This is a genomic window from Mesorhizobium sp. M0174, assembly GCF_040322275.1.
Taxonomy (GTDB): Bacteria; Pseudomonadota; Alphaproteobacteria; order Rhizobiales; family Rhizobiaceae; genus Mesorhizobium.
Window position 1 is genome coordinate 48,310 of the sequence record NZ_JAMYTB010000019.1, and the last position, 18,762, is coordinate 67,071.

The 18,762-nt window shown below is 63.2% G+C and carries 20 protein-coding genes; 11 read left to right on the forward strand and 9 right to left on the reverse strand.

Features of this window, described 5'->3' with window-relative positions; genetic code table 11:
• The first annotated feature begins 55 nt into the window (after positions 1 to 55).
• A complete protein-coding gene (locus NKJ13_RS25405) occupies positions 56 to 907 on the forward strand; it encodes a LysR family transcriptional regulator (protein WP_352778730.1) in 852 nt (283 codons plus the stop codon).
• An 18-nt stretch (positions 908 to 925) separates the two neighbouring features.
• Here NKJ13_RS25405 and NKJ13_RS25410 read toward each other — a convergent pair whose 3' ends face one another.
• Both NKJ13_RS25410 and NKJ13_RS25415 read right to left on the reverse strand, forming a co-directional pair.
• On the reverse strand, positions 926 to 1,681 hold the full coding sequence (locus NKJ13_RS25410; protein ID WP_352740286.1) for an SDR family NAD(P)-dependent oxidoreductase: 756 nt from the start codon (positions 1,679 to 1,681) through the stop codon (positions 926 to 928).
• Between the two features lie 84 nt (positions 1,682 to 1,765).
• On the reverse strand, positions 1,766 to 2,434 hold the full coding sequence (locus NKJ13_RS25415) for a glutathione S-transferase family protein (protein ID WP_352740287.1): 669 nt from the start codon (positions 2,432 to 2,434) through the stop codon (positions 1,766 to 1,768).
• 148 nt (positions 2,435 to 2,582) lie between these two features.
• Between NKJ13_RS25415 and NKJ13_RS25420 the strand changes: the two genes are divergently transcribed.
• Positions 2,583 to 2,762, forward strand: a complete 180-nt coding sequence (locus NKJ13_RS25420) for a CsbD family protein (RefSeq protein ID WP_352479307.1) — start codon at positions 2,583 to 2,585, stop codon at positions 2,760 to 2,762.
• Positions 2,763 to 2,825: 63 nt separating this feature from the next.
• On the opposite strand, the gene NKJ13_RS25425 is transcribed toward NKJ13_RS25420, so the two are convergent.
• Complete coding sequence (locus tag NKJ13_RS25425) at positions 2,826 to 3,956, reverse strand: metallophosphoesterase (protein ID WP_352778732.1); 1,131 nt, start codon at positions 3,954 to 3,956, stop codon at positions 2,826 to 2,828.
• 119 nt (positions 3,957 to 4,075) lie between these two features.
• Between NKJ13_RS25425 and NKJ13_RS25430 the strand changes: the two genes are divergently transcribed.
• The gene (locus NKJ13_RS25430) at positions 4,076 to 4,669 is read left to right on the forward strand and encodes a hypothetical protein (RefSeq protein ID WP_352740288.1); all 594 of its coding nucleotides are present in this window, start codon (positions 4,076 to 4,078) and stop codon (positions 4,667 to 4,669) included.
• 49 nt (positions 4,670 to 4,718) lie between these two features.
• Here NKJ13_RS25430 and NKJ13_RS25435 read toward each other — a convergent pair whose 3' ends face one another.
• On the reverse strand, positions 4,719 to 5,330 hold the full coding sequence (locus NKJ13_RS25435; RefSeq protein ID WP_352740289.1) for an LmrA/YxaF family transcription factor: 612 nt from the start codon (positions 5,328 to 5,330) through the stop codon (positions 4,719 to 4,721).
• A gap of 150 nt (positions 5,331 to 5,480) precedes the next feature.
• On the opposite strand from NKJ13_RS25435, the gene NKJ13_RS25440 reads away from it, so the two are divergent.
• Entirely contained in the window at positions 5,481 to 6,278 is a 798-nt protein-coding gene (locus NKJ13_RS25440) for an NIPSNAP family protein (protein WP_352508865.1), read from the forward strand.
• A gap of 43 nt (positions 6,279 to 6,321) precedes the next feature.
• Here the strand turns inward: NKJ13_RS25440 and NKJ13_RS25445 are convergent, their stop codons facing one another.
• Genes NKJ13_RS25445 through choX form a run of 3 tightly spaced genes read right to left on the reverse strand, consistent with a single transcriptional unit; the run spans position 6,322 to position 9,559 of the window.
• Positions 6,322 to 7,770, reverse strand: a complete 1,449-nt coding sequence (locus tag NKJ13_RS25445) for an amidase (RefSeq protein ID WP_352508866.1) — start codon at positions 7,768 to 7,770, stop codon at positions 6,322 to 6,324.
• Positions 7,771 to 7,778: 8 nt separating this feature from the next.
• Complete coding sequence (locus tag NKJ13_RS25450) at positions 7,779 to 8,627, reverse strand: alpha/beta fold hydrolase (RefSeq protein ID WP_352508867.1); 849 nt, start codon at positions 8,625 to 8,627, stop codon at positions 7,779 to 7,781.
• Positions 8,624 to 9,559: a choline ABC transporter substrate-binding protein gene (gene choX, locus NKJ13_RS25455; RefSeq protein ID WP_352508868.1), complete on the reverse strand. Its 936-nt coding sequence runs from the start codon at positions 9,557 to 9,559 to the stop codon at positions 8,624 to 8,626. The genes NKJ13_RS25450 and choX overlap by 4 nt, the downstream gene beginning before the upstream one ends.
• 123 nt (positions 9,560 to 9,682) lie before the next feature.
• Between choX and betI the strand changes: the two genes are divergently transcribed.
• The 6 genes from betI to NKJ13_RS25485 all read left to right on the forward strand — a co-directional run bounded on the left by betI (position 9,683) and on the right by NKJ13_RS25485 (position 14,443).
• Positions 9,683 to 10,285 (forward strand): choline-binding transcriptional repressor BetI, encoded by a 603-nt coding sequence (betI, locus tag NKJ13_RS25460; RefSeq protein ID WP_352508869.1) that lies wholly within the window; start codon positions 9,683 to 9,685, stop codon positions 10,283 to 10,285.
• 111 nt (positions 10,286 to 10,396) lie between these two features.
• Positions 10,397 to 11,155 (forward strand): SDR family NAD(P)-dependent oxidoreductase, encoded by a 759-nt coding sequence (locus NKJ13_RS25465; RefSeq protein WP_352508870.1) that lies wholly within the window; start codon positions 10,397 to 10,399, stop codon positions 11,153 to 11,155.
• Positions 11,156 to 11,297: 142 nt separating this feature from the next.
• The gene (fumC, locus tag NKJ13_RS25470) at positions 11,298 to 12,695 is read left to right on the forward strand and encodes a class II fumarate hydratase (RefSeq protein WP_352479297.1); all 1,398 of its coding nucleotides are present in this window, start codon (positions 11,298 to 11,300) and stop codon (positions 12,693 to 12,695) included.
• 72 nt (positions 12,696 to 12,767) lie between these two features.
• Positions 12,768 to 13,118 (forward strand): hypothetical protein, encoded by a 351-nt coding sequence (locus tag NKJ13_RS25475; RefSeq protein ID WP_352508871.1) that lies wholly within the window; start codon positions 12,768 to 12,770, stop codon positions 13,116 to 13,118.
• 358 nt (positions 13,119 to 13,476) lie between these two features.
• Complete coding sequence (locus NKJ13_RS25480) at positions 13,477 to 13,911, forward strand: DoxX family protein (RefSeq protein ID WP_352472646.1); 435 nt, start codon at positions 13,477 to 13,479, stop codon at positions 13,909 to 13,911.
• 118 nt (positions 13,912 to 14,029) lie between these two features.
• A complete protein-coding gene (locus NKJ13_RS25485; protein ID WP_352508872.1) occupies positions 14,030 to 14,443 on the forward strand; it encodes a DoxX family protein in 414 nt (137 codons plus the stop codon).
• A 171-nt stretch (positions 14,444 to 14,614) separates the two neighbouring features.
• Here NKJ13_RS25485 and ppx read toward each other — a convergent pair whose 3' ends face one another.
• A complete protein-coding gene (gene ppx / locus NKJ13_RS25490) occupies positions 14,615 to 16,147 on the reverse strand; it encodes an exopolyphosphatase (protein ID WP_352508873.1) in 1,533 nt (510 codons plus the stop codon).
• Positions 16,147 to 18,348, reverse strand: coding sequence for an RNA degradosome polyphosphate kinase (locus NKJ13_RS25495; RefSeq protein WP_254820633.1), 2,202 nt, complete (start codon positions 18,346 to 18,348; stop codon positions 16,147 to 16,149). The genes ppx and NKJ13_RS25495 overlap by 1 nt, the downstream gene beginning before the upstream one ends.
• Before the next feature lie 149 nt (positions 18,349 to 18,497).
• Here NKJ13_RS25495 and NKJ13_RS25500 point away from each other — a divergent pair, with 149 nt between their 5' ends.
• Positions 18,498 to 18,743, forward strand: coding sequence for a zinc-finger domain-containing protein (locus NKJ13_RS25500; protein WP_254820632.1), 246 nt, complete (start codon positions 18,498 to 18,500; stop codon positions 18,741 to 18,743).
• The last annotated feature ends 19 nt before the right edge of the window (positions 18,744 to 18,762 follow it).

The window sequence follows — 18,762 nt, forward strand, 5'->3', positions numbered from 1 at the left end:
TCAGATCGGGCTTTCAGATAGCCTGATAGTGCTGACACAGCTATCAGGAATTCTTATGACCGGAGATATCGACGTCAGACTGCTGCGCGCCTTCGTCACCGTGGCCGATACCGGGACGGTGAGCCGGGCGGCCGATCGGCTTGCCCGCACCCAGGCGGCGGTGAGCATGCAGCTTCAGCGCCTCGAGGGCGAAGTGGGTGCCGAGCTGCTGCACCGCTCGCCGCGCGGCGTGACGCTGACCGAGGCCGGCGAGATCCTGCTCGCCTTCGCCCGCAAGGCCATCGCGATCGGCGACGATGCCAGGCGCAAGATAGAAGGCCGCAGGCTGGTCGGCCGTGTCCGGCTGGGCATCGTCGAGGATTTGGCGGTAACGCGGCTGCCGTTGATCATCGCCGACTTCCGGCGCCGGCATCCTTCCGTGGAGATCGAACTGACATCGGCCAGCAGCAGCGATCTCAGCAAGTCGCTGGGCGAAGGAAAATGCGACATCGTCATGGCCGATCCGGCGCGCTTCACAATGGCGCCGCGAGGCCATCTGTCGCGACAGCTGGTCTGGGCGGCAAGCCGCATGATCGAGATCGACGACGAGGTCGAGCTGCCGCTGATCATCTTCGAAGGCGCCTGCTCCTGGCAGGACAGGATGCTGGCTTCGCTCGCCGAGGCCGGGATCGGCTGGAAGATCGGCTGCCGCGTGTCGACCTTTGCGACGCTGATCTCGGCGCTAAGGGCCGGGCTTGGCATCGGGCTTCTGCTGCAGGAGGGGCTGCCGCCCGATTGCCAAAGCCTCAACGGACGCTTCAACCTGCCGCCGGCGCCGACGGCGGATTTCGGCGTCTACCTCGCGAGGGACCCGTCGCGGCTGGTGGAGGAGTGTGGCGATTTCCTGCGGGCGGGGTTTGAAGCCTAGCGAAAGATCCGATGTCAGTCATCGTTCCTGGTCGGTCGGGCGGATGACGATCTCGTTGACGTTGACGTGCGGCGGCTGGCTCACGGCGTAGAGAATGGCCGCGGCGATGTCCTCGGCGGTCAGCGCCTCCATGGCGGCGAGCCGCTTGTCCAGATCAGCCTTGAACGCCGGATTGGTGATGTGGTCGCCGAGCTCGGTGCGCACCAGGCCCGGCTCGATGACGGTGACGCGAACCTTGTCGGCGTAGACTTCGCGGCGCAGCGATTCGGAAAAGCCGACGACGCCGAACTTGGTTGCCGCGTAGCCGCTGGCCCCCGGATTGGCGACACGGCCCGCGACCGACGAGACGTTGACGATGTGACCCTTGGCGGCCCTGAGATGCGGCAGCGCCGCCTTGGTGACCCCCATCAGCGCCAGCAGGTTGAGCTCGACCATGCGGCGCCAGTCGTCGAGCACGGCCTCGGCGGCCGGCGACAGAAGCATCACCCCGGCATTGTTGACGAGGATGTCGAGGCGGCTCCATTCGTCGACAACCTTGTCGACCATGCCGGTGACATCATCGTTGCTTGTGACATCGGCCTCGATGCGGAGCGCCGCGCCGCCGGCCCTTTCTATACGCGCGGCCAGCGCTTCGAGGCGATCGGCCCGGCGTGCGGCAATCGCCACCTTGGCCCCGGCGGCGGCCAAAGCCGCAGCCGTCGCCTCGCCAATGCCCGACGATGCGCCGGTAACGAGCGCGACCTTGCCGGCCAATGCGGAAGAAACAGATGTCATTGCGAAGTTCTCCAAGGCCCCAGCCCGATTTTCAGATAGGCCGCGGGCGGCGAAGTGGAAGACCAGCTTGCGGGTTGCTCGGCTCTATTCGTCTGGGCCGGGCTCCGGCCAAGGCTCTTTCGCCGCCTCGGCATACCAGTGGCGCATCGCCGGCATCGAAAGCACAGCGTCGACATAGGCGCGGGTATCGGTTGCCAGCGTGCCGCCATAGGTGTCGAAGCGGGTGACGACCGGCGCGTACATGGCGTCGGCCGCGCTGAAATGGCCAAACAGGAACGGGCCGCCTTTGCCGTATTTTTCGCGGCATTCGCGCCATAGCTCCTCGATGCGCGCCCGTTGTGCCTCACCTTCGGCGTCGAGCGGCTTGTGGCCTTTTGGCCGGCGCAAATTCATCGGCCAGCCGTAGCGGACCTCGCGAAAGCCGGAATGCATCTCTGTCGCCGCCGAGCGGGCCAGCGCGCGGGCGCCGATGTCGGCCGGCCAGAGCTTTTTCCCGGGAAACAGCTCGGCGAGATATTCAAGGATGGCAAGGGTTTCCCAGACGATCCGGACCTCGCCAGTCGGCAGCCGATGGTTCAGCACCGGCACCTGGCCGGTCGGCGATATCCTGGCCAGATTGGCCGCGGTCTCGGGCGTGCGCAGGCGCACAAGACCTTCCTCGAACGGGATCTCCAGATACTTCATCGCCAGCCACGGCCTCAGCGACCACGACGAAAAACATTTGTTGCCGATGAAGAGCGTGAATTCAGCCATTGTCCCTCCGGCCCCTGTCTGTTCGGGCGTCCTGGTGCACCCTATCCTGTCGGCTTCGCGACCGGAAGCTATGCCAATCGACGGGCCGAACCCGGAACCTAAGCGATCCGCGACCGTTTCTCCAGGCGAACGGATCAGGAGATGCGAGATGGTGAACAAGGATCAGGTTGCCGGCGTTGCCAAGCAAGCCAAGGGCTCGGTCAAGCAGACCGCCGGCAAGGCCACCGGCAACAGGCGCACCGAGGCCGAAGGCGACGTCGACAAGGCGACCGGCAAGATGCAGAAGGCTTACGGCGACGTGAAGCACAAGGTGAAGAAGGCGCTTTGACGCCGACGCTTCGCAAACCAGAAAAAGGCGGCTCGGCCGCCTTTTTTGGGCCTCTCCTGCCCGTCAGAAAGTCAGACTTTTGCTGTACGCATTGGTGAAGGCGACCTCGCCATGATCTCCGGCGGCTTCGCCCAGAACCACATCCATGCTGCTGCCGGTCACCCGCGCCAACGCAAAGCCGCCCATGAAGGCAGCCTTCGGCTTGAACAAATCGAGCCCGTCACGGTGATAGATCATCGGCGTCGCGTGCTGGTGGCCATGGAAGATGCCGACGACGTTGTAGCCCTTCAGCACAGCCAGCAGCGCCTGCCTGTCGGCTTCGCTCCACCAATGCGGTGGGCCCGTGCCGTTGTCGTCGAAGGTCTTCTCGGCGGCGTCCCATCTTTCGATCGAAAAATTATCCCAGCCATAATGCTGGAACAGGATGACCGGGCGCCCGTCGCCGGCATAGGTCGGCAGGTCCTGCTTCAGCCATGGCAGGCTGCTGACTGCGCCATGGCCGGTATCGCCGGCGAAACGGTGCGTCTGGACAAGATGCAGACCGCCCCAATCCCATGAATAGCAATCGGTCTCGAGATCGTAGTTGGTCGCCGGCGCGGGCGGCTTGAAGAAAACGCCGGGGCGGTGATTGACCTCGACGTAGTCGCGCATTTCGCGGCGGTACCAGTCGGCATGCGAGCGTGGGCCGTTCTGGTCGAGGTCGTGATTGCCGAGGCCGACATAGACCGGCATGTGCACGCGGTCGGGGCCAACGCCCTGCTGGTAGCGCTGGCTGAACTGGAGCAGCTGCGTGCCTTCGCTGGGCTGGGTGATCTGGCCGCCACCATCATCGGTGATGTCGCCGCCAACGACGAGGCCGAGCGGCGTGCCGATATTGCCCGTCGAATGCAGACCGGTGGCGACGCCGTTGATTTCAGCCGGCCATTGTCTGTCACCGACGCCGTTGAGTGCGGCGACATTGCGCAGCAGGGCGGCGTCGGTCTTGCCTTCCTGCTCGCAGTGCGGGCTCAATCCGTTCGCCATGCGACAGGCATGGACATCAGCGATAAACAGGAAGGTGGCGTCGATCGGCGGAATGCGCTGCCCGGTCTGGCCGAAGGCCGGGCGCGAAACGGCGCCGGCCGCGGCAACGGCCGCTGCCTTCATCAGGAAACTGCGCCGGGAGACCGGTCGGGCGGAAATTCTGTGCATCATGCGCTAAAATTCAGCACGACGCGAACCGGCAGTCCAGTTGCTCGCAAAGTGTGTCGACACGTTCTCCCAGGTCTGGCATTGCTTTCGGCATTCAACTTGCGCGGGCAGAGGAGGACGCCATGAAAACTGCATCCATCGGCATGACAATGGCGATCCTGGCGATGACGAGCGCAGCGCACGCCTCCGCGTGCATCGACGCCAAATCGGCCAAGGCCGGCTTCGTTCTCGAAAGGCCTGGCGTCCACAGCGAATTTCGTCCGGCGGCGGGCGGAATGGTGGCGGTTGCCAACAAATACCAGTCGCAATCGCCGCAGTCGCAGTACCTGTTCGGCGGGCTGATCGAAGTGTTTCGCGACAGCAGCACAGGGCAGATGGCGATGATCCCGTTTTCCGATCTCAGGAAGGTGTTCCCACTGAAGGCGGGGGCCAAGAGCAAGATCGTGTTTGCCCGTCTTGCACCGAACAAGCCGCCGAAGGGCACCGAGACGCTGGAGATCAACGTCAAGGGCAAGGAGACGTTCAGCCTGGGTGATTGCAAATACGCCGTGCTCGCGGTCAAGCAGACGATCAGGAGCGAGGCCGGCGAGACGCGGGACGAGTTCACCGCGCTTTACGCACCCGATCTGCAGGCAGTTGTGGCCAGGCGCTATGACGAGGGCACCAGCGCCGAAAGCGTGGTCGGCTACGAGCTGATCAAGCCGCTGCCGAATTAAGCGTTCGGCCTCCCCGCCTCGGTCATAGTGAGCGACTGTCCTGCCGGCGTCAAAGGGCTCTGTGCAGTATCCTGCTACGTCGCCTCGTTCCCGTTTTGGACGACATAACTCCCTGCTCCAACGCCATCAGGCAGTCGCGCAGCACGCTTGCGTCCTGTGCGGTCTTGGCCATCGACACGGCGCCCGAATAGCTGGCGACGGCGAGCGCTGCGAAGCGCTGCGGATCGGTGCCCAGCTCCCGTCCCGCCCGCTGGTCGGCGCTGATCTTGTCGGCGATCGCCTGGCGCCAGGCCGAAAAAATGCCGGCAAGGGCCATGCGGAAATCCGGATCGGCAAGCGACAGTTCATGCGCCAGGTTGTTGAGCGGACAACCGCGCACGAAACCTTGCCGCTCCAGCTCCGCCGCGACGGCCGCGAACACGGAGCGCACGCCCTCGCGCGCTGAGGGAGCCATCCGCACCGGTGCGATCCATGTCTCTTCGACCGCGGCGGCGACCCGCTCCTCGATCACTGCAAGCGCCAGCGCCTTCTTGGTTGGGAAATGGTGGTGCAGCGCGCCGCCGGTGACGCCCGCCGTCGCCATCAGGTCGCCCATGCTGGACGCATGATAGCCGCGTGCCTGAAACGCCTCCTCGGCGACGTCGAGCACTTTCTTGCGCATGCCTTCGGGGTCGTTGGTGCGTTTTTGAGCCCGCGACCTTGGGCGAGCGGACATCTCTGCTGACATCTTCACACGGTAGCAGATTGACAAAACAGGACAACCGGTCTGTTTTGTAAAACAGGATGACTGTCCTGTTTTGGAGCTCGCGCGATGAACCTGCCTTTGAACGCCCTACCTAATCCCGATCTGCTCGCCTCGCCCGTCGTCGAACTCAGGCAATACACGCTGAAACCCGGCCGGCGCGAGACGCTGATCGGCATCTTCGACAATCACCTGATCGAGGGGCAGGAAACCGCGGGAATGACCATCATCGGCCAGTTCCGCGATCTCGACCGGCCGGACATGTTCGTCTGGCTGCGCGGCTTCGACGGCATGGAAGCGCGGAAAAACGCTCTGACCGCCTTCTATGACGGACCGGTCTGGGCAGCCTGGCGCGACGCCGCCAACGCCACGATGATCGATTCCGACGACGTGCTGCTGCTGAGGCCGGCCTGGCCGGGCGCCGGCTTCGATCTCTCGGGATCGCAACGAGCAATCCAGACGGATCTCGAAGAACCAAGCACAAGCAGTGCTTTGCAGACAATTGTTGTCATCAAGATCCATCATCTGCGACCGGGCCTGGAAGCCGGCTTCGCCAGGGACTTCCAGATCGCGGCTCTTCCGGTGCTTGCCGCACTTGGCGCACAGCCGCTGGCCGTCTTCGTCACCGAACATGCCGAAAACAGCTTTCCGCGGCTGCCGGTGCGGGCCAGCGAAAACGTCTTCATCAGCGTCACGGGTTTCGCCAGCGCCGAAGCGTATGCCCGGCACGAAGCGGCCTTGGCCGCCTCCCCGGACTGGCAGGCGCTTCAGCAGACCGTACAAGGGGAATTCGCCAGGCCCGCGGAGGTTTTGCGTCTGTTACCGACGGCGCGATCGCTGCTCGGGCAGCACCCAATTTCGGTATGAACCAACATCGTCGACGCCCCCTACGTCGCCGGAGCCTCCTGGTTCATGCCTGAAAGTGTCTGGCATGGATCGCCTGGTAACGCGCCGTCCATGCGGTTGCCTGCTCCAGGTCAAAGGAAACGCGCAGCAGCCGGTGATCCTCGTTCTTGCGGCCAATAAGCTGGATGCCAATCGGCAGGCCGCCCTTCGACGGAAAAAGCGGCAGGCTGGCGGCCGGTTGCCCGGTGACATTGAAGATTTCGGTGAAGGGCGCAAAGCCGTAGGCCCGGCTCGCCCAAGCCTCGTAATCGAAGAGAGCACCATCGCCATGGATGGCGCCAAGCCGGGGCGTAAGCTCGGCCGTCGTCGGCGTCATGATCAGGTCGAACCCATCGAACGCCATCGCCATCGCCAGCGAAGCGCTGTGCACATGGTCCTGCGCCCTGAGATAATCGGCGGCCGAGGATCGCCGAAAACTGTCGAGAGCGTGACGAGTCAGGCTTTCGATTTCGCCGGCCCCCGGCATCCGCCCGATCTCGTCGGCGCGCTCGTCAACCAGCCGCGCGACCTCCGACATCCAGAAGATGCTCCAGTCCGCTTCGGCACTGGCTTCCCGCGGGAACCGCGCCTCTGTGACCTCGTGTCCCATTTCCTCGAGGAGGATCATGGCTTCCTGGAATTTTCCCCCGATCTCGGACGCGACGGGCGTGCCATCCGGCCGGTGCGCCAGGCACGCGACGCGCAGACGCTCGCCGGGGGAAGACAGCGAGTCCAGGTAGGACGGCACCGATTTCGGCACGGAGTAAGGCGCTCCTTGTTCTGGACCGGCAGTCATGTCCAGCATGGCGGCGCTGTCCCGAACGGTGCGGGATAGGACACTGTCGGCGTAGAGCCCGGCGCCGACCTGACCTCGATAGGGGCCGACCGGCGTGAGCCCGCGCGACGGCTTCATGCCGAACACGCCGCAACAGGCAGCCGGCACCCGGATCGAGCCGCCGATGTCGGAACCGTGGGCGACCGGCACCATGCCGCTTGCCACCGCGGCGGCAGCTCCGCCGCTTGAGCCGCCCGCCGTCAGCGAAGGATCCCAGGGGTTCAAGGTGGGGCCGCGAAAGCTGGGTTCGGTGACGAAGTCGTTGGCAAATTCAGGCGTGTTTGTCTTTCCCAGCAAGATCAGACCGGCGGCCCGCCAGCGCCGGACGATCTCGCTGTCGGGCTTCGGCGCGGCATCCTTGAAGTAGAGCGACGAGTGCGTCGTCGGCCACTCCCGTACATTGACGCCGGTGTCCTTGACCAAGAAGGGAATGCCGGCGAGTGCGGCCTGCCGGTTGCAGCTTGCCGCCGCGGAAAGCGCCCGGTCCGCATCGATCAGTGTCACGGCATTGATGGCGGGATTGATGCTTTCGATCGCTTCGATAGCCGCCTCAACGACCTCGACAGCCGACAGTTCACCCGAGCGAACATGCCCGGCCAGGGCGACGGCATCCAACGCCACGTATTCGGAAAGGTGCATGACTGCTCTCAGCTCAGATTGCCGGTCGCTTCGAGGTCGGCTTCATTCCAGACCTTGAAATACCGGGCGATGGCTGCCGCAACCAATGCCGGATCCTCCCAGTGCGGGTTGTGTCCGCATCGCACCGCGCTTACAAACGCGGCGGCGGGGATTTCTTCGAGGAGCCGCCGTTGGTGCGTTTCGTCGAAGAGCAGGTCGCGCCCGCCCGCAATGACAAGCGCCGGCAGGTGCAGCGTGCGCGCCTTGTCGGTCAGATCGACGCGCCGAACCTGCTCCAGGATTGCGCACCAAAGTGCCGCCGGCATGGCTGACGCTTCCTTTGCAGCCATGGTCAGGAAGTCCGCTGGAACCTCGGCCTCGCAGGCATGCCAATATTCATAGAACGGATCGGCCGGCGATATCGGGTCTCGAAGTGCCCGCACACCAACGGTCATCGGGTGATCCTCACCGATCTGCGGCCGCAGCGTTCCGGCCATCAGCACCAGGCCACCGATCATCTCGGGGTAGCGCGCGGCTGCCTCGATCGCCACCATGCTGCCCAGGGAATGCCCGACCAGAACCGGCCGCTCGAGCCGCAATCGCTCGATCAAACTCGCCACATCTTCCGCGAAATCCGCCGGGGCGAAGCCGCGTGTCCCGGCCGGCGAGGCGCCATGCCCGCGCAGGTCTGGAATGACACGCCGGCGCCCGGCGAGATGCGGCGCCAGCAGCGAGAAGCTGCGGCTCGTGTCGGAGAAGCCGTGCACCAGCACCAGCGCGGGCTCCTGCCCGGCGATTTCGACGCAGGCCGTTTCAGTGCTGCCGATACCGACCTTGCGCTTGCGGCCGTTCCAGCCCGCCTGATCGGCCGATATCACAGGCCGAGCTGCTGCTTGACTGCGTCGAGCGCGGGCTTGCCATCGAATGTGGTGACACCGGCAAGCCAGGCGCCGAGCCTATCCGGATTCTCCTTGACTGCCTTGAGGCCGGCTTCCTCCGGCTTCATGCCGTCATTGATGAGATAGCTCATGCCGAGATTTTCGAAATCGATGTCGAAGGCGAGATTCTTCAGCAACTGCCCGACATTCGGGCATTGCTGCAGATAGCCCTTGCGCACCTGCGTCGTCACCGTCGCGGCGCCGAAGTTCGGGCCGTAGAACTTGTCGCCGCCGCTCAGATATTTGAAGTCGTACATCGTGTTCATTGGATGCGGCGCCCAGCCCTGGAAGACGATGAAGCGCTTTTCCTTGATCTCGTAGCCGACCTCGGAAAGCATGCCGGCTTCACTCGATTCGACGACCTGCCAGCCATCGAGGCCGAGCGACTTATCAGCGATGGCGTCCATCATCAGCTGGTTCGAGCCCGGCTCGATGCCGTACATCTTCCTGCCGAACTTGTCGGCGAACTTTTGCAGGTCGGCAAAATCCTTGACGCCGGCCTCCCAGACGTAAGTCGGCACGGCAAAGGTGTATTTGGCGCCGACGAGATTGACGCGCACATCGTCCACCGAGCCGTCCTTCTTGTAGGGCTCGTAGTAGGTGATCATCGCCGGATCCCAATAGCCAAGGAACACGTCCAAATCATTGTTCTTCAAGGATTCATAGATGACGTTGATGCCCAGAAGCGAGCTTGCCGGCTTGTAGCCGAGCGCATCGAGCAAGACGCTGGTGACGCCGGTGGTGAAGGCAAGGTCGTTCCATCCAGGCTCGGCCATGCGCACGACCTTGCATTGCTCGGGTTCGGCCGCAAAGGCCGGCTGGATCGCCAGCAGGACGCAGAGCGAGGCGCCTATTCCAAGGCAACGAAGCATTTCGGTTCTCCTCATTTCACCAACGACGTTGACCATTCGGTTTTCAAATTGTCCCAACGGTCAATCATTGATCTCGGCGGACAAAAATGTCAACGTCGGTTTTCGATGCATGGATCCCGGCCCGTGAAACTCAAGCGTCTCAGCGACATACGCCGCAAGGAGCTGCGGCAAGCCGCCTTTGCCGTGCTTCAGCGCGAAGGCATAGCTGGCGCCACCATAGAAAAAGTGGCGGCACAGGCCGGCGCGTCGAAGGGCATCGTGCTGCACTATTTCAACAGCAAGCGGGAGCTTTTCGAGCATGCCATGCGCGAATCGAACCTGGTGCTGCGTCATGCGGTGGTGGAGCGGTTGAGGCAGGCGCGTACGCCAATGCAACGGATAGATGCCATCATCGAAGGCAATTTCGAGCCGCATCTCTTCCAGCCGTCCCTCTGCCACGCTTGGCTTTCGCTTTGCGCGGAGGTGCCGCGCGACGAAAAGCTTGCCCGCATCCAGAAGGTGATCCATGCGCGCATGCGCTCCAACCTGCTGTCCGGCCTGCGCGGTCTGGCGCCGGCGCGCGATGCTGATGAGATCGCTTTCGGCGTCACCGCCCTGATCGACGGGCTGTGGGTGAGGCTTGGCCTGCAGCCCGGCAGCGTTACGCGTGAACAGGCCATTCATCAGGTCAAGGATTTTGTCGCTACCCGGCTGGCTGTTCGGCGCGGTGCAGCCGCTGCCGAATAGCCAGGCGCATCAGCCGAAAGTTCATATTGTAGGATAAGCCGGAGGCTTGACCACAATCGGCAACGGCGCTGCTCTCCTTACCAGACAAGACGGCAAAGCGCGGAGTGTTGGATGAGACTAGGCGGCAAACGGGCACTGGTCACCGGCGGTTCGGAGGGGATCGGGCTGGCAATCGCCGAGGCTTTCTCGCGCGAAGGCGCTGGCGTGCTGATCGTCGGCCGCGACGGCAAAAAACTCGACGTCGCCCGCGAGCAGCTCGGGAATAATGTCGAAACGCTGTCGGCCGACCTGTCGGCCAGCGCCGGCATCGACGCCGTGGTCGAGCATGCCAGGCGCGGCCCACCTCTCGATATCCTCGTCAACAACGCCGGCGTGGCATTCCTGGTGCCGTTCGAGACCGTCAGCGAGGACCAGTTCCAGCAATCGTTCGCGCTCAACGTCACGGCCGTATTCTTCCTCACCCAACGGCTGTTGCCGCATCTCGCGCAAGGCAGGGCTTCCGTGATCAACATCTCGTCCTATTTTGCGCACAAGATGATCCCGAAGCGGCCGTCCAGCCTCTATTCGCTGTCGAAGGGCGCGCTCAATTCGCTGACCAAATCGCTCGCCTTCGAGCTCGGGCCGCGCGGCATAAGGGTCAACGCCATCGCGCCCGGCACGGTCGACACAGCGATGCGGCGCAGGTCGATCGAAAACCTGCCGGAAGCCGCGCAAGCCGAGCTCAAGGCCTATGTCGAGCGCAGCTATCCGCTCGGCCGCATCGGCCGGACCAGCGACCTTGCCGGCATCGCGGTCTATCTCGCCAGCGACGAGGCGGCGTGGACCAGCGGCGGTATCTTTGCCATCGACGGCGGGTATACGGCGGGGTGAGGAGCGCGCCCTCCTCCTCGCTTATGGGAGAAGGAAAAGGCGCGGCTTCAACCGATTTGCATCTCCATCGCCCGCAATCTCCGCTTGAAGGCGTTTGTGCAACGCGATACGCCGTTTGCAAATTGCAAACCGGAGAGACTGCGTGAGCGCGCCAGAGACCAGAACCGAAACCGACACGTTCGGTCCCATCGAGGTCGCCGCGGACCGCTATTGGGGCGCGCAGGCGCAGCGTTCGCTGGCCAATTTCAAGATCGGCTGGGAGAAGCAGCCGGCCTCGATCGTGCGGGCGCTGGGCATCGTCAAGCGGGCGGCCGCCGAAGCCAATATGGAGCTGAAGCGGCTCGATCCGGCGATCGGCAAGGCCATTATCGAGGCCTCCCAGGAGGTCATCGACGGCAAGCTGAACGACCATTTCCCGCTGGTCGTCTGGCAAACCGGCTCAGGCACCCAGTCCAACATGAACGCCAATGAGGTGATTTCCAACCGCGCGATCGAGCTTTTGGGCGGCGTCATGGGGTCGAAGAAGCCGGTGCATCCCAATGACCACGTCAACATGAGCCAGTCGTCGAACGACACCTATCCGACGGCCATGCACATCGCCTGCGCAGAGCGCATCATTCACGACCTGCTGCCGGCGCTAAGGCATTTGCATGCGGCACTCGACGCCAAAACCAGGGCTTTCGCCCACATCGTCAAGATCGGCCGCACCCACACGCAGGATGCGACGCCGCTGACGCTCGGCCAGGAATTCTCCGGCTATGCGGCGCAGGTCGCCTCGTCGATCAAGCGCATCGAAATGACCCTTCCCGGCCTGCAGGAATTGGCGCAAGGCGGCACCGCGGTCGGCACCGGCCTCAACGCGCCGGTCGGTTTTGCCGAAAAGGTGGCGGCGCGCATCGCCGCGATCACCGGCATCGATTTCGTCACCGCGCCGAACAAGTTCGAGGCCCTGGCCGCCCATGATTCCATGGTGTTCTCGCACGGCGCCATCAATGCCTGCGCGGCGGCGCTGTTCAAGATTGCCAACGACATCCGCCTGCTCGGCTCCGGCCCGCGTTCGGGCCTCGGCGAATTGTCGCTGCCGGAAAACGAACCGGGCTCGTCGATCATGCCTGGCAAGGTCAATCCGACCCAATGCGAGGCGATGACACAGGTTTGCGTGCAGGTGTTCGGCAACAATGCGGCGATCAGCTTCGCCGGCAGTCAGGGCCATTTCGAGCTCAACGTCTACAATCCGCTGATGGCCTATTGTTTCCTGCAATCGGTACAACTGCTGGCCGACGCTTCGGTGTCCTTCACCGACAATTGCGTCGTCGGCATCGAGGCCCGCGAAGACAACATCAAGGCGGCGCTCGACCGTTCGCTGATGCTGGTGACGGCGCTTGCGCCGACGATCGGCTACGACAACGCCGCCAAGATCGCCAAAGCGGCACATAAGAACGGCACCACGCTGCGCGAGGAAGCGCTGGCCACCGGGCTGGTCAGCGAAGCCGACTATGAGCGGCTGGTGCGGCCGGAGGACATGACGCATCCGGGCTAGGCGGCGTGGACAAATTTGAGCGGCCTGCAAATCGCTCGTTGTGTGATTTTCATGGCTTTGGTTAGATGAGGCATGCAAGCAGCCACACGCTCCTCTTGGAAAACGCTCCCCCTCCCAGCGCAGCAAGATCGGATAGATCTTGCATTGCTGTATTCGGACGCCGAAGGCGAGAAGATCAGGCTTGGGCACGTTCCGCGGGATATGGACGATAAGTGGTTCATATTTTTTGAGAATGGCTGGCTCTATTTTCATCGTTCGTGGACAGGAGCCTGCATCTATGGCGTCCGTCTCGAGGGTTCGCCGAATGGTATTCGTGTGACTGATGCATGGGTCAGCGGGGATAAAGAGTGGTACCAATCGCCCGGCCCTGAGCACGACGCACGTTTGATCCAGCAACTCATCTCCGGCCGCCTGCTGTCGTAAGGTCGACACGCACTGCCAAGCCTTGCGCAGCGGCTATTGACGACGTCTCACTGTATTGATTCAAGGCTGCTTTTGGAGGCGGACTTGAGCAGAGGCGATCTGACAGAGGCGGAATGGCGAATTCTGAAAGGATTGCTGCCGATCAATGGTCCATACCGCCACCGCCAGATACCGGCTAAAATTTGTCCACGCCGCCTAGGGTGTTGATATGCCTGGATCACAACATCCATGTTCATCGCGAAAACGTTACCTGGGTGAACAATCCGTAACCAATCTGACGTCTTTGGTGAACAGTCGACCTGCGCTAACTAGGCGGGTATCCCAAGCCGTTTGGCCAAACCCTTCTGGAGAGTTACGCATGTCCACCAATACGTCCACCAACACTTCGTTTGCCGGTTCCGGCACCGCCGCCGGCGCCTCGGGCACGATCCTGCTCGGCCGCATCCTGCTTTCTGTCATCTTCCTGCTTTCCGGTTTCGGCAAGCTGACGGCGATTGCCGGCACCGCCGGCTATTTCGGCAGCCTTGGCCTGCCGCTGCCGATGGTGACCGCCATTGTCGTCGGCCTTATCGAACTGCTTGGCGGCCTGGCCATCCTCGTCGGCTTCCAGACCAGGATCGTCGGCTGGGTAATGGCGATCTTCACCGTCGCCACCGCGCTGGTCGCCCACACCGGCTGGGCCGATCAAATGCAGATGATCAATTTCATGAAGAACCTCGGCATTGCCGGCGGCTTCCTCGTGCTCGCCTCCTCGGGCCCAGGCGCGTATTCGATCGACGCCAAGCGCGGCTGAAGCAGTCCAGCGTTCCTGAACAAAGGGGCGCGGAATTTTCCGCGCCCCTTTTTCGTTGTCGGTTCATATCCGCTGGCTGGAACTCTGCTAGGATCGGTCGCCGATATCGGAGGAGACCATGCCTCGCAATGCGCTGCTCTTGCTTTCCCGGCTGCTGCTCGCCGCGCTGTTCGTGCCGTCCGGCTTCCATGCGCTTGCCGACATCGCGGGCACATCAGGCTATTTCGCCGGCCTCGGCCTGCCGCTGCCGACGCTGGTGGCTTGGGCGACAGGCCTGTTCGAGTTGATCGCCGGGCTGCTCATCCTCGTCGGCTTCAAGACGCCGGTCGTGGCGCTGCTGCTCGCTGCCTTCTGCATCGCGGCGGGCTTCCTCGGTCATTATGGCCAGGGCGGCGACGATCCGACGCTGACCTTCATGCATTCACAGATGCTGATGAAGGACATCGCCATAGCAGGCGGTTTCCTGGCGCTGGCAATGGCTGGTGCGGGCGCCTGGTCGGCCGACGGGCGGCTGGTTGCAGCGAGCGCCTAAGCTGCCGCCCGGTTTATTCGGTGTTCAGAAAAACGAACTTTGCGAGACGGCTCACATTGACGGGCCAGCGAAGAGGACGAAGATCCCGGCAACCAACAGCTGCAGAACCTGCCTGGATTTCACGGCGTTTTCCTTCTTTCCTCAACGGTCGCGACGCGACAGCGCGGGCGTCTATTTGACAGACATGCCAGGCCCGCCCTCGACCGCCAGCACCAGCCGGCGGTTGGTGACCCTTGCCAGCTGTGCCAGCCGGCCGGCCGGCCGCTCGCCGTAAAGATCGGCCAGCGCTGCCGGCAGCACCAGCGCCAGTACGCCATTGCCGCGGTTTTCCCATTTCAGTCGCGGCATGACGCCGGGCATTGCCGCGCTCAGCAAATAGACGACGCGCAGCAGCGCGGCCAGCACGCGGGCGCGCTCGAGATAGCGCGGTGTCGCCAGCCCGCGGATTTCCGGAGCGGCTTCATTGAACACGCCCTCGTGGCGAAACAGGCTGACAAGCGCCAGGAAGGCGCGGCCGGGATGGTCGACGCCAATAAACGAGGCGTGAGCGATGATGTTGAGCGATTGCTTGCCGCGATATTCGGGATGGGCACGCCAGCCGATATCGGCGAGCAGGCAGGCGGCGTGGCGGTAGCGCGCCTCATCCCTGGTCTCGTCGATGCCGAAGGCGGCGAATGCCTTGCCGGTCCATTCGACAAGCTCATGCGCGTGGTCGACCGAGCGCGAGCGCAGGCGGGCAAGCTCTTCCGCAGCCGAGATCAGCGGATCGGCCTTCTGCTCGGCCTTGTCGAGCAGCGAATAGAGAAAGCCCTCGCGCACGCCCAGCGCCGACACGATGATCTTCGACGGCTGCATCGCCGCCATGATCTCCTGCAGCACGATGGCGCCATAGGGCAGCAGCGAGCGGCGGTTCTTGGAGATGCCCTCGATGCCTTTGATCTTGTCGATCTCGGCTTTGGCGGCCTGCCGGAGGAAGTTCGCGGCGCTTTCGATGCCGATCTCGTAGTGGTGCATGACGCCGAGCGGGTAGTTGGTCATTTCCATGTGCAGCCGGGCCAGGTTTCGCCAGGTGCCGCCGACTGTGTAGAAGGCCCTGCCCTGCCCGCCCTTCAGCAATTTCGCCCGCGCCAGTTGCTCGCGCGTGATCCTTGCCGCCTGGGCCAGCGAGTTCTTCGCCATGTCCTGCAGGCGCAAGCCGCCCAACGGCAGCGTGATGCCGTCACCGATCGTCACACCGTCGATATCGATCAGTTCGAGGCTGCCGCCACCAAGGTCGCCGGCGATGCCGTTGGCCGGATGGAAACCGGAGATGACGCCGAGTGCTGAATAATGAGCTTCCTCGCGGCCGCTCAGCACCTGGATCTCGGTCCTGAGCACATCCTCGGCGCGGTGGATGAAGTCGGGGCCGTTGACCGCCTCACGAGCGGCGGCGGTCGCCAGCACATACATGCGCTCGGCGCCGGCCTGGTCGGAGAGCGCGCGGAAGCGGCGGAACTCTTCCATCGAACGAGTCACCGCCTCGGGATCGAGCTTTCCGGTCGAAACGATGCCGCGGCCGAGGCCCGCCAGCATCTTTTCGTTGAACAGCAAGGTCGGCGAGCGCGCCAGCCCCTCATAGATCACAAGACGGATCGAGTTCGACCCGATATCGATGATGGACAGCGGTCGGCGGTCCTGGAGCCGGCCCTGGGACGCTGAAATCATCAGCCCGTCGCTGCGTTCTGTTTCTTGCGGCGTTTGAACTGCGCGATGCGCTTGGGCGCATGCGACTTCAACGCATCGCCCCGTCCGGACAGGCTCGGATTGGTCATGAAATATTCCTGCGCGTTGAACGGTTCCTCGCCCTCTTCCAGCACGACGCGCCGGGAGGTTCCATCAGCCAATACGTCGAAACTTTGCTGGTTGTCCATGATGTTGCCGAGCATGATCTGGCCGAGCACCTGCTCATGCACAGTTGGATTGGTGATCGGCACCATGGTCTCGACGCGGCGATCGAGATTCCGCGGCATCAAATCGGCCGAGGAGATATAGACGATCGCCCCGTCCGAGGGCAGGCCGTGGCCGTTGCCGAAGCAATAGATGCGGCTGTGCTCGAGGAAGCGGCCGACGATCGACTTCACCCTGATGTTCTCCGATAGGCCGGGCACCTGCGGTCTCAGGCAGCAGATGCCGCGCACGACGAGATCGATCTCGACGCCGGCGCGGCTGGCATCGTAGAGGGCATCGATGACGATCGGGTCGACCAAGGCGTTCATCTTCATCCAGATGCGGGCCGGTCTGCCCTCCAGCGCGTGGCTGATCTCATCCGAAATGTGCTGGAGGATGCGGTCGCGCAGCGTGAACGGCGAGATGGCCAGCCGCATCTGCTCGGCCGGCTCGGCATAGCCGGTGATGAAGTTGAACAACTGGGCGACATCGCGCGCGATTGTCGGGTCCGTGGTGAAGAAGGACAGATCGGTGTAGATGCGGGCGGTGACCGGGTGGTAGTTGCCGGTGCCGAGATGCACGTAATTGCGCAGCCTGCCGTCCTCGCGCCGCACGACCAGCGACATCTTTGCGTGGGTCTTCAGTTCGAGAAAGCCAAAGACGACCTGGACGCCGGCGCGCTCGAGGTCGCGCGCCCAGCGGATGTTGGCCTCCTCGTCGAAGCGCGCCTTGAGCTCGACCAGCGCCGTCACCGACTTGCCGGCTTCCGCCGCATCGACCAAAGCCCGTACGATCGGGCTGTCGTTGGAGGTGCGGTAGAGCGTCTGCTTGATCGCCACCACTTCCGGGTCGGCCATTGCCTGGCGCAGAAACTGCACCACCACGTCGAAGGATTCGTAAGGGTGGTGGACGATGATATCCTTCTCGCGGATCGCGGCAAAACAGTCGCCGCCATGCTCGCGGATGCGCTCGGGAAAGCGCGGATTGTAAGGCGTGAACTTCAGATCGTCGCGGGCGACGGCGACGATCTCCGAGATCTGGCTGAGCGCCAGCGGACCGGTGAGCACGCTGATCCGGCTGGCCGAGACGCCGAGCTCGCCGGCGACGAAATCGCGCAATTCGGCCGGCATCGACCTGTCGAACTCGATGCGGATGACCGAGCCGCGGCGTCGCCGCTTCAGCGCCGTCTCGAACAGCCGCACCAGATCCTCTGATTCTTCCTCGACCTCGATATCGCTGTCGCGGATGATGCGGAACGTGCCGGAGCCCTTGACCTCATAGCCGGGAAACAGCTTGCCGATATAGAGACTGACCGCCTCTTCGAGTGGAATGAAGCGGACATGATGCTTGCGATCCGGCAAACGGATGAAGCGCCTCAGCGCCACCGGCAGGCGCAAAAGCGCGCTCATTTCCTCGCCGTTCTTGCGGTGGCGCAATTGCAGCGCCATCGAGAAACCGAGGTTGGGAATGAACGGGAACGGATGCGCCGGGTCGATCGACAGCGGGGTCAGGACCGGAAATACCTGCTCCTGGAAATGGTCCTCGAGCCAGGTCTTCTCGTCCTTGGTCAGCGCATCGCGGGTGATGCTTTCGATGCCTTGTTTGTCGAGCAGCAGCATCAGCGCCGAAAGGCTGTTCTGCTGGTCCTCCTGCAGGCGCTCGACCTCGCGCAGCAATTGTTCGAGCTGCTGCTCGGGAGTGCGCCCATCCGGGCTCTTCAGCACGATGCCCTCGCGCACCTGGCCGGCAAGACCGGCGACGCGGACCATGAAGAACTCGTCGAGATTGGCTGCCGATATCGACAGGAAGCGAACGCGCTCGAGCAGCGGATGATTGGCGTTCAGCGATTCTTCGAGCACGCGCCGGTTGAATTGCAGCCAGGAAAACTCGCGGTTGACGAAGCGGTCGGGGTTGCCGCCTTCGCGGCTCGCCGCCTCGACGGTGATGAATTCGCTCTGCACCGGCTTCAGTTCGTTCATGGTTTCCGCTCTTCCCACACCGTTCGACGACCACAGCCTTAACCGGCTTAACTTATCCTCTGACAGGCTTTTGCGACAGTTTCATTTCATCGATCTTGCAAAGAGATGGGTTATGATCCAGATGCAATCGACAAGATCAGGAGACGACGATGGCAGGCGGTTCCATTCCCCATTTCCAGAACGATGCGGGCTATCCGGCAATCGACATCGGCGTCAAGGAATTCATGTGCACCGGCGCCAATCCGCCTTTCGACCACCCGCATGTATTTCTCGATATGGGCGACGACAATGAAAAAGTCTGCCCCTATTGCTCGACGCTCTATCGCTATTCGCCCAAGCTGAAGGCATTGGAAACGCAGCCGCCGGGCTGCCTCTATATCGACCAGGCCGCCTGATTCTTCCGCGACAAGCCTG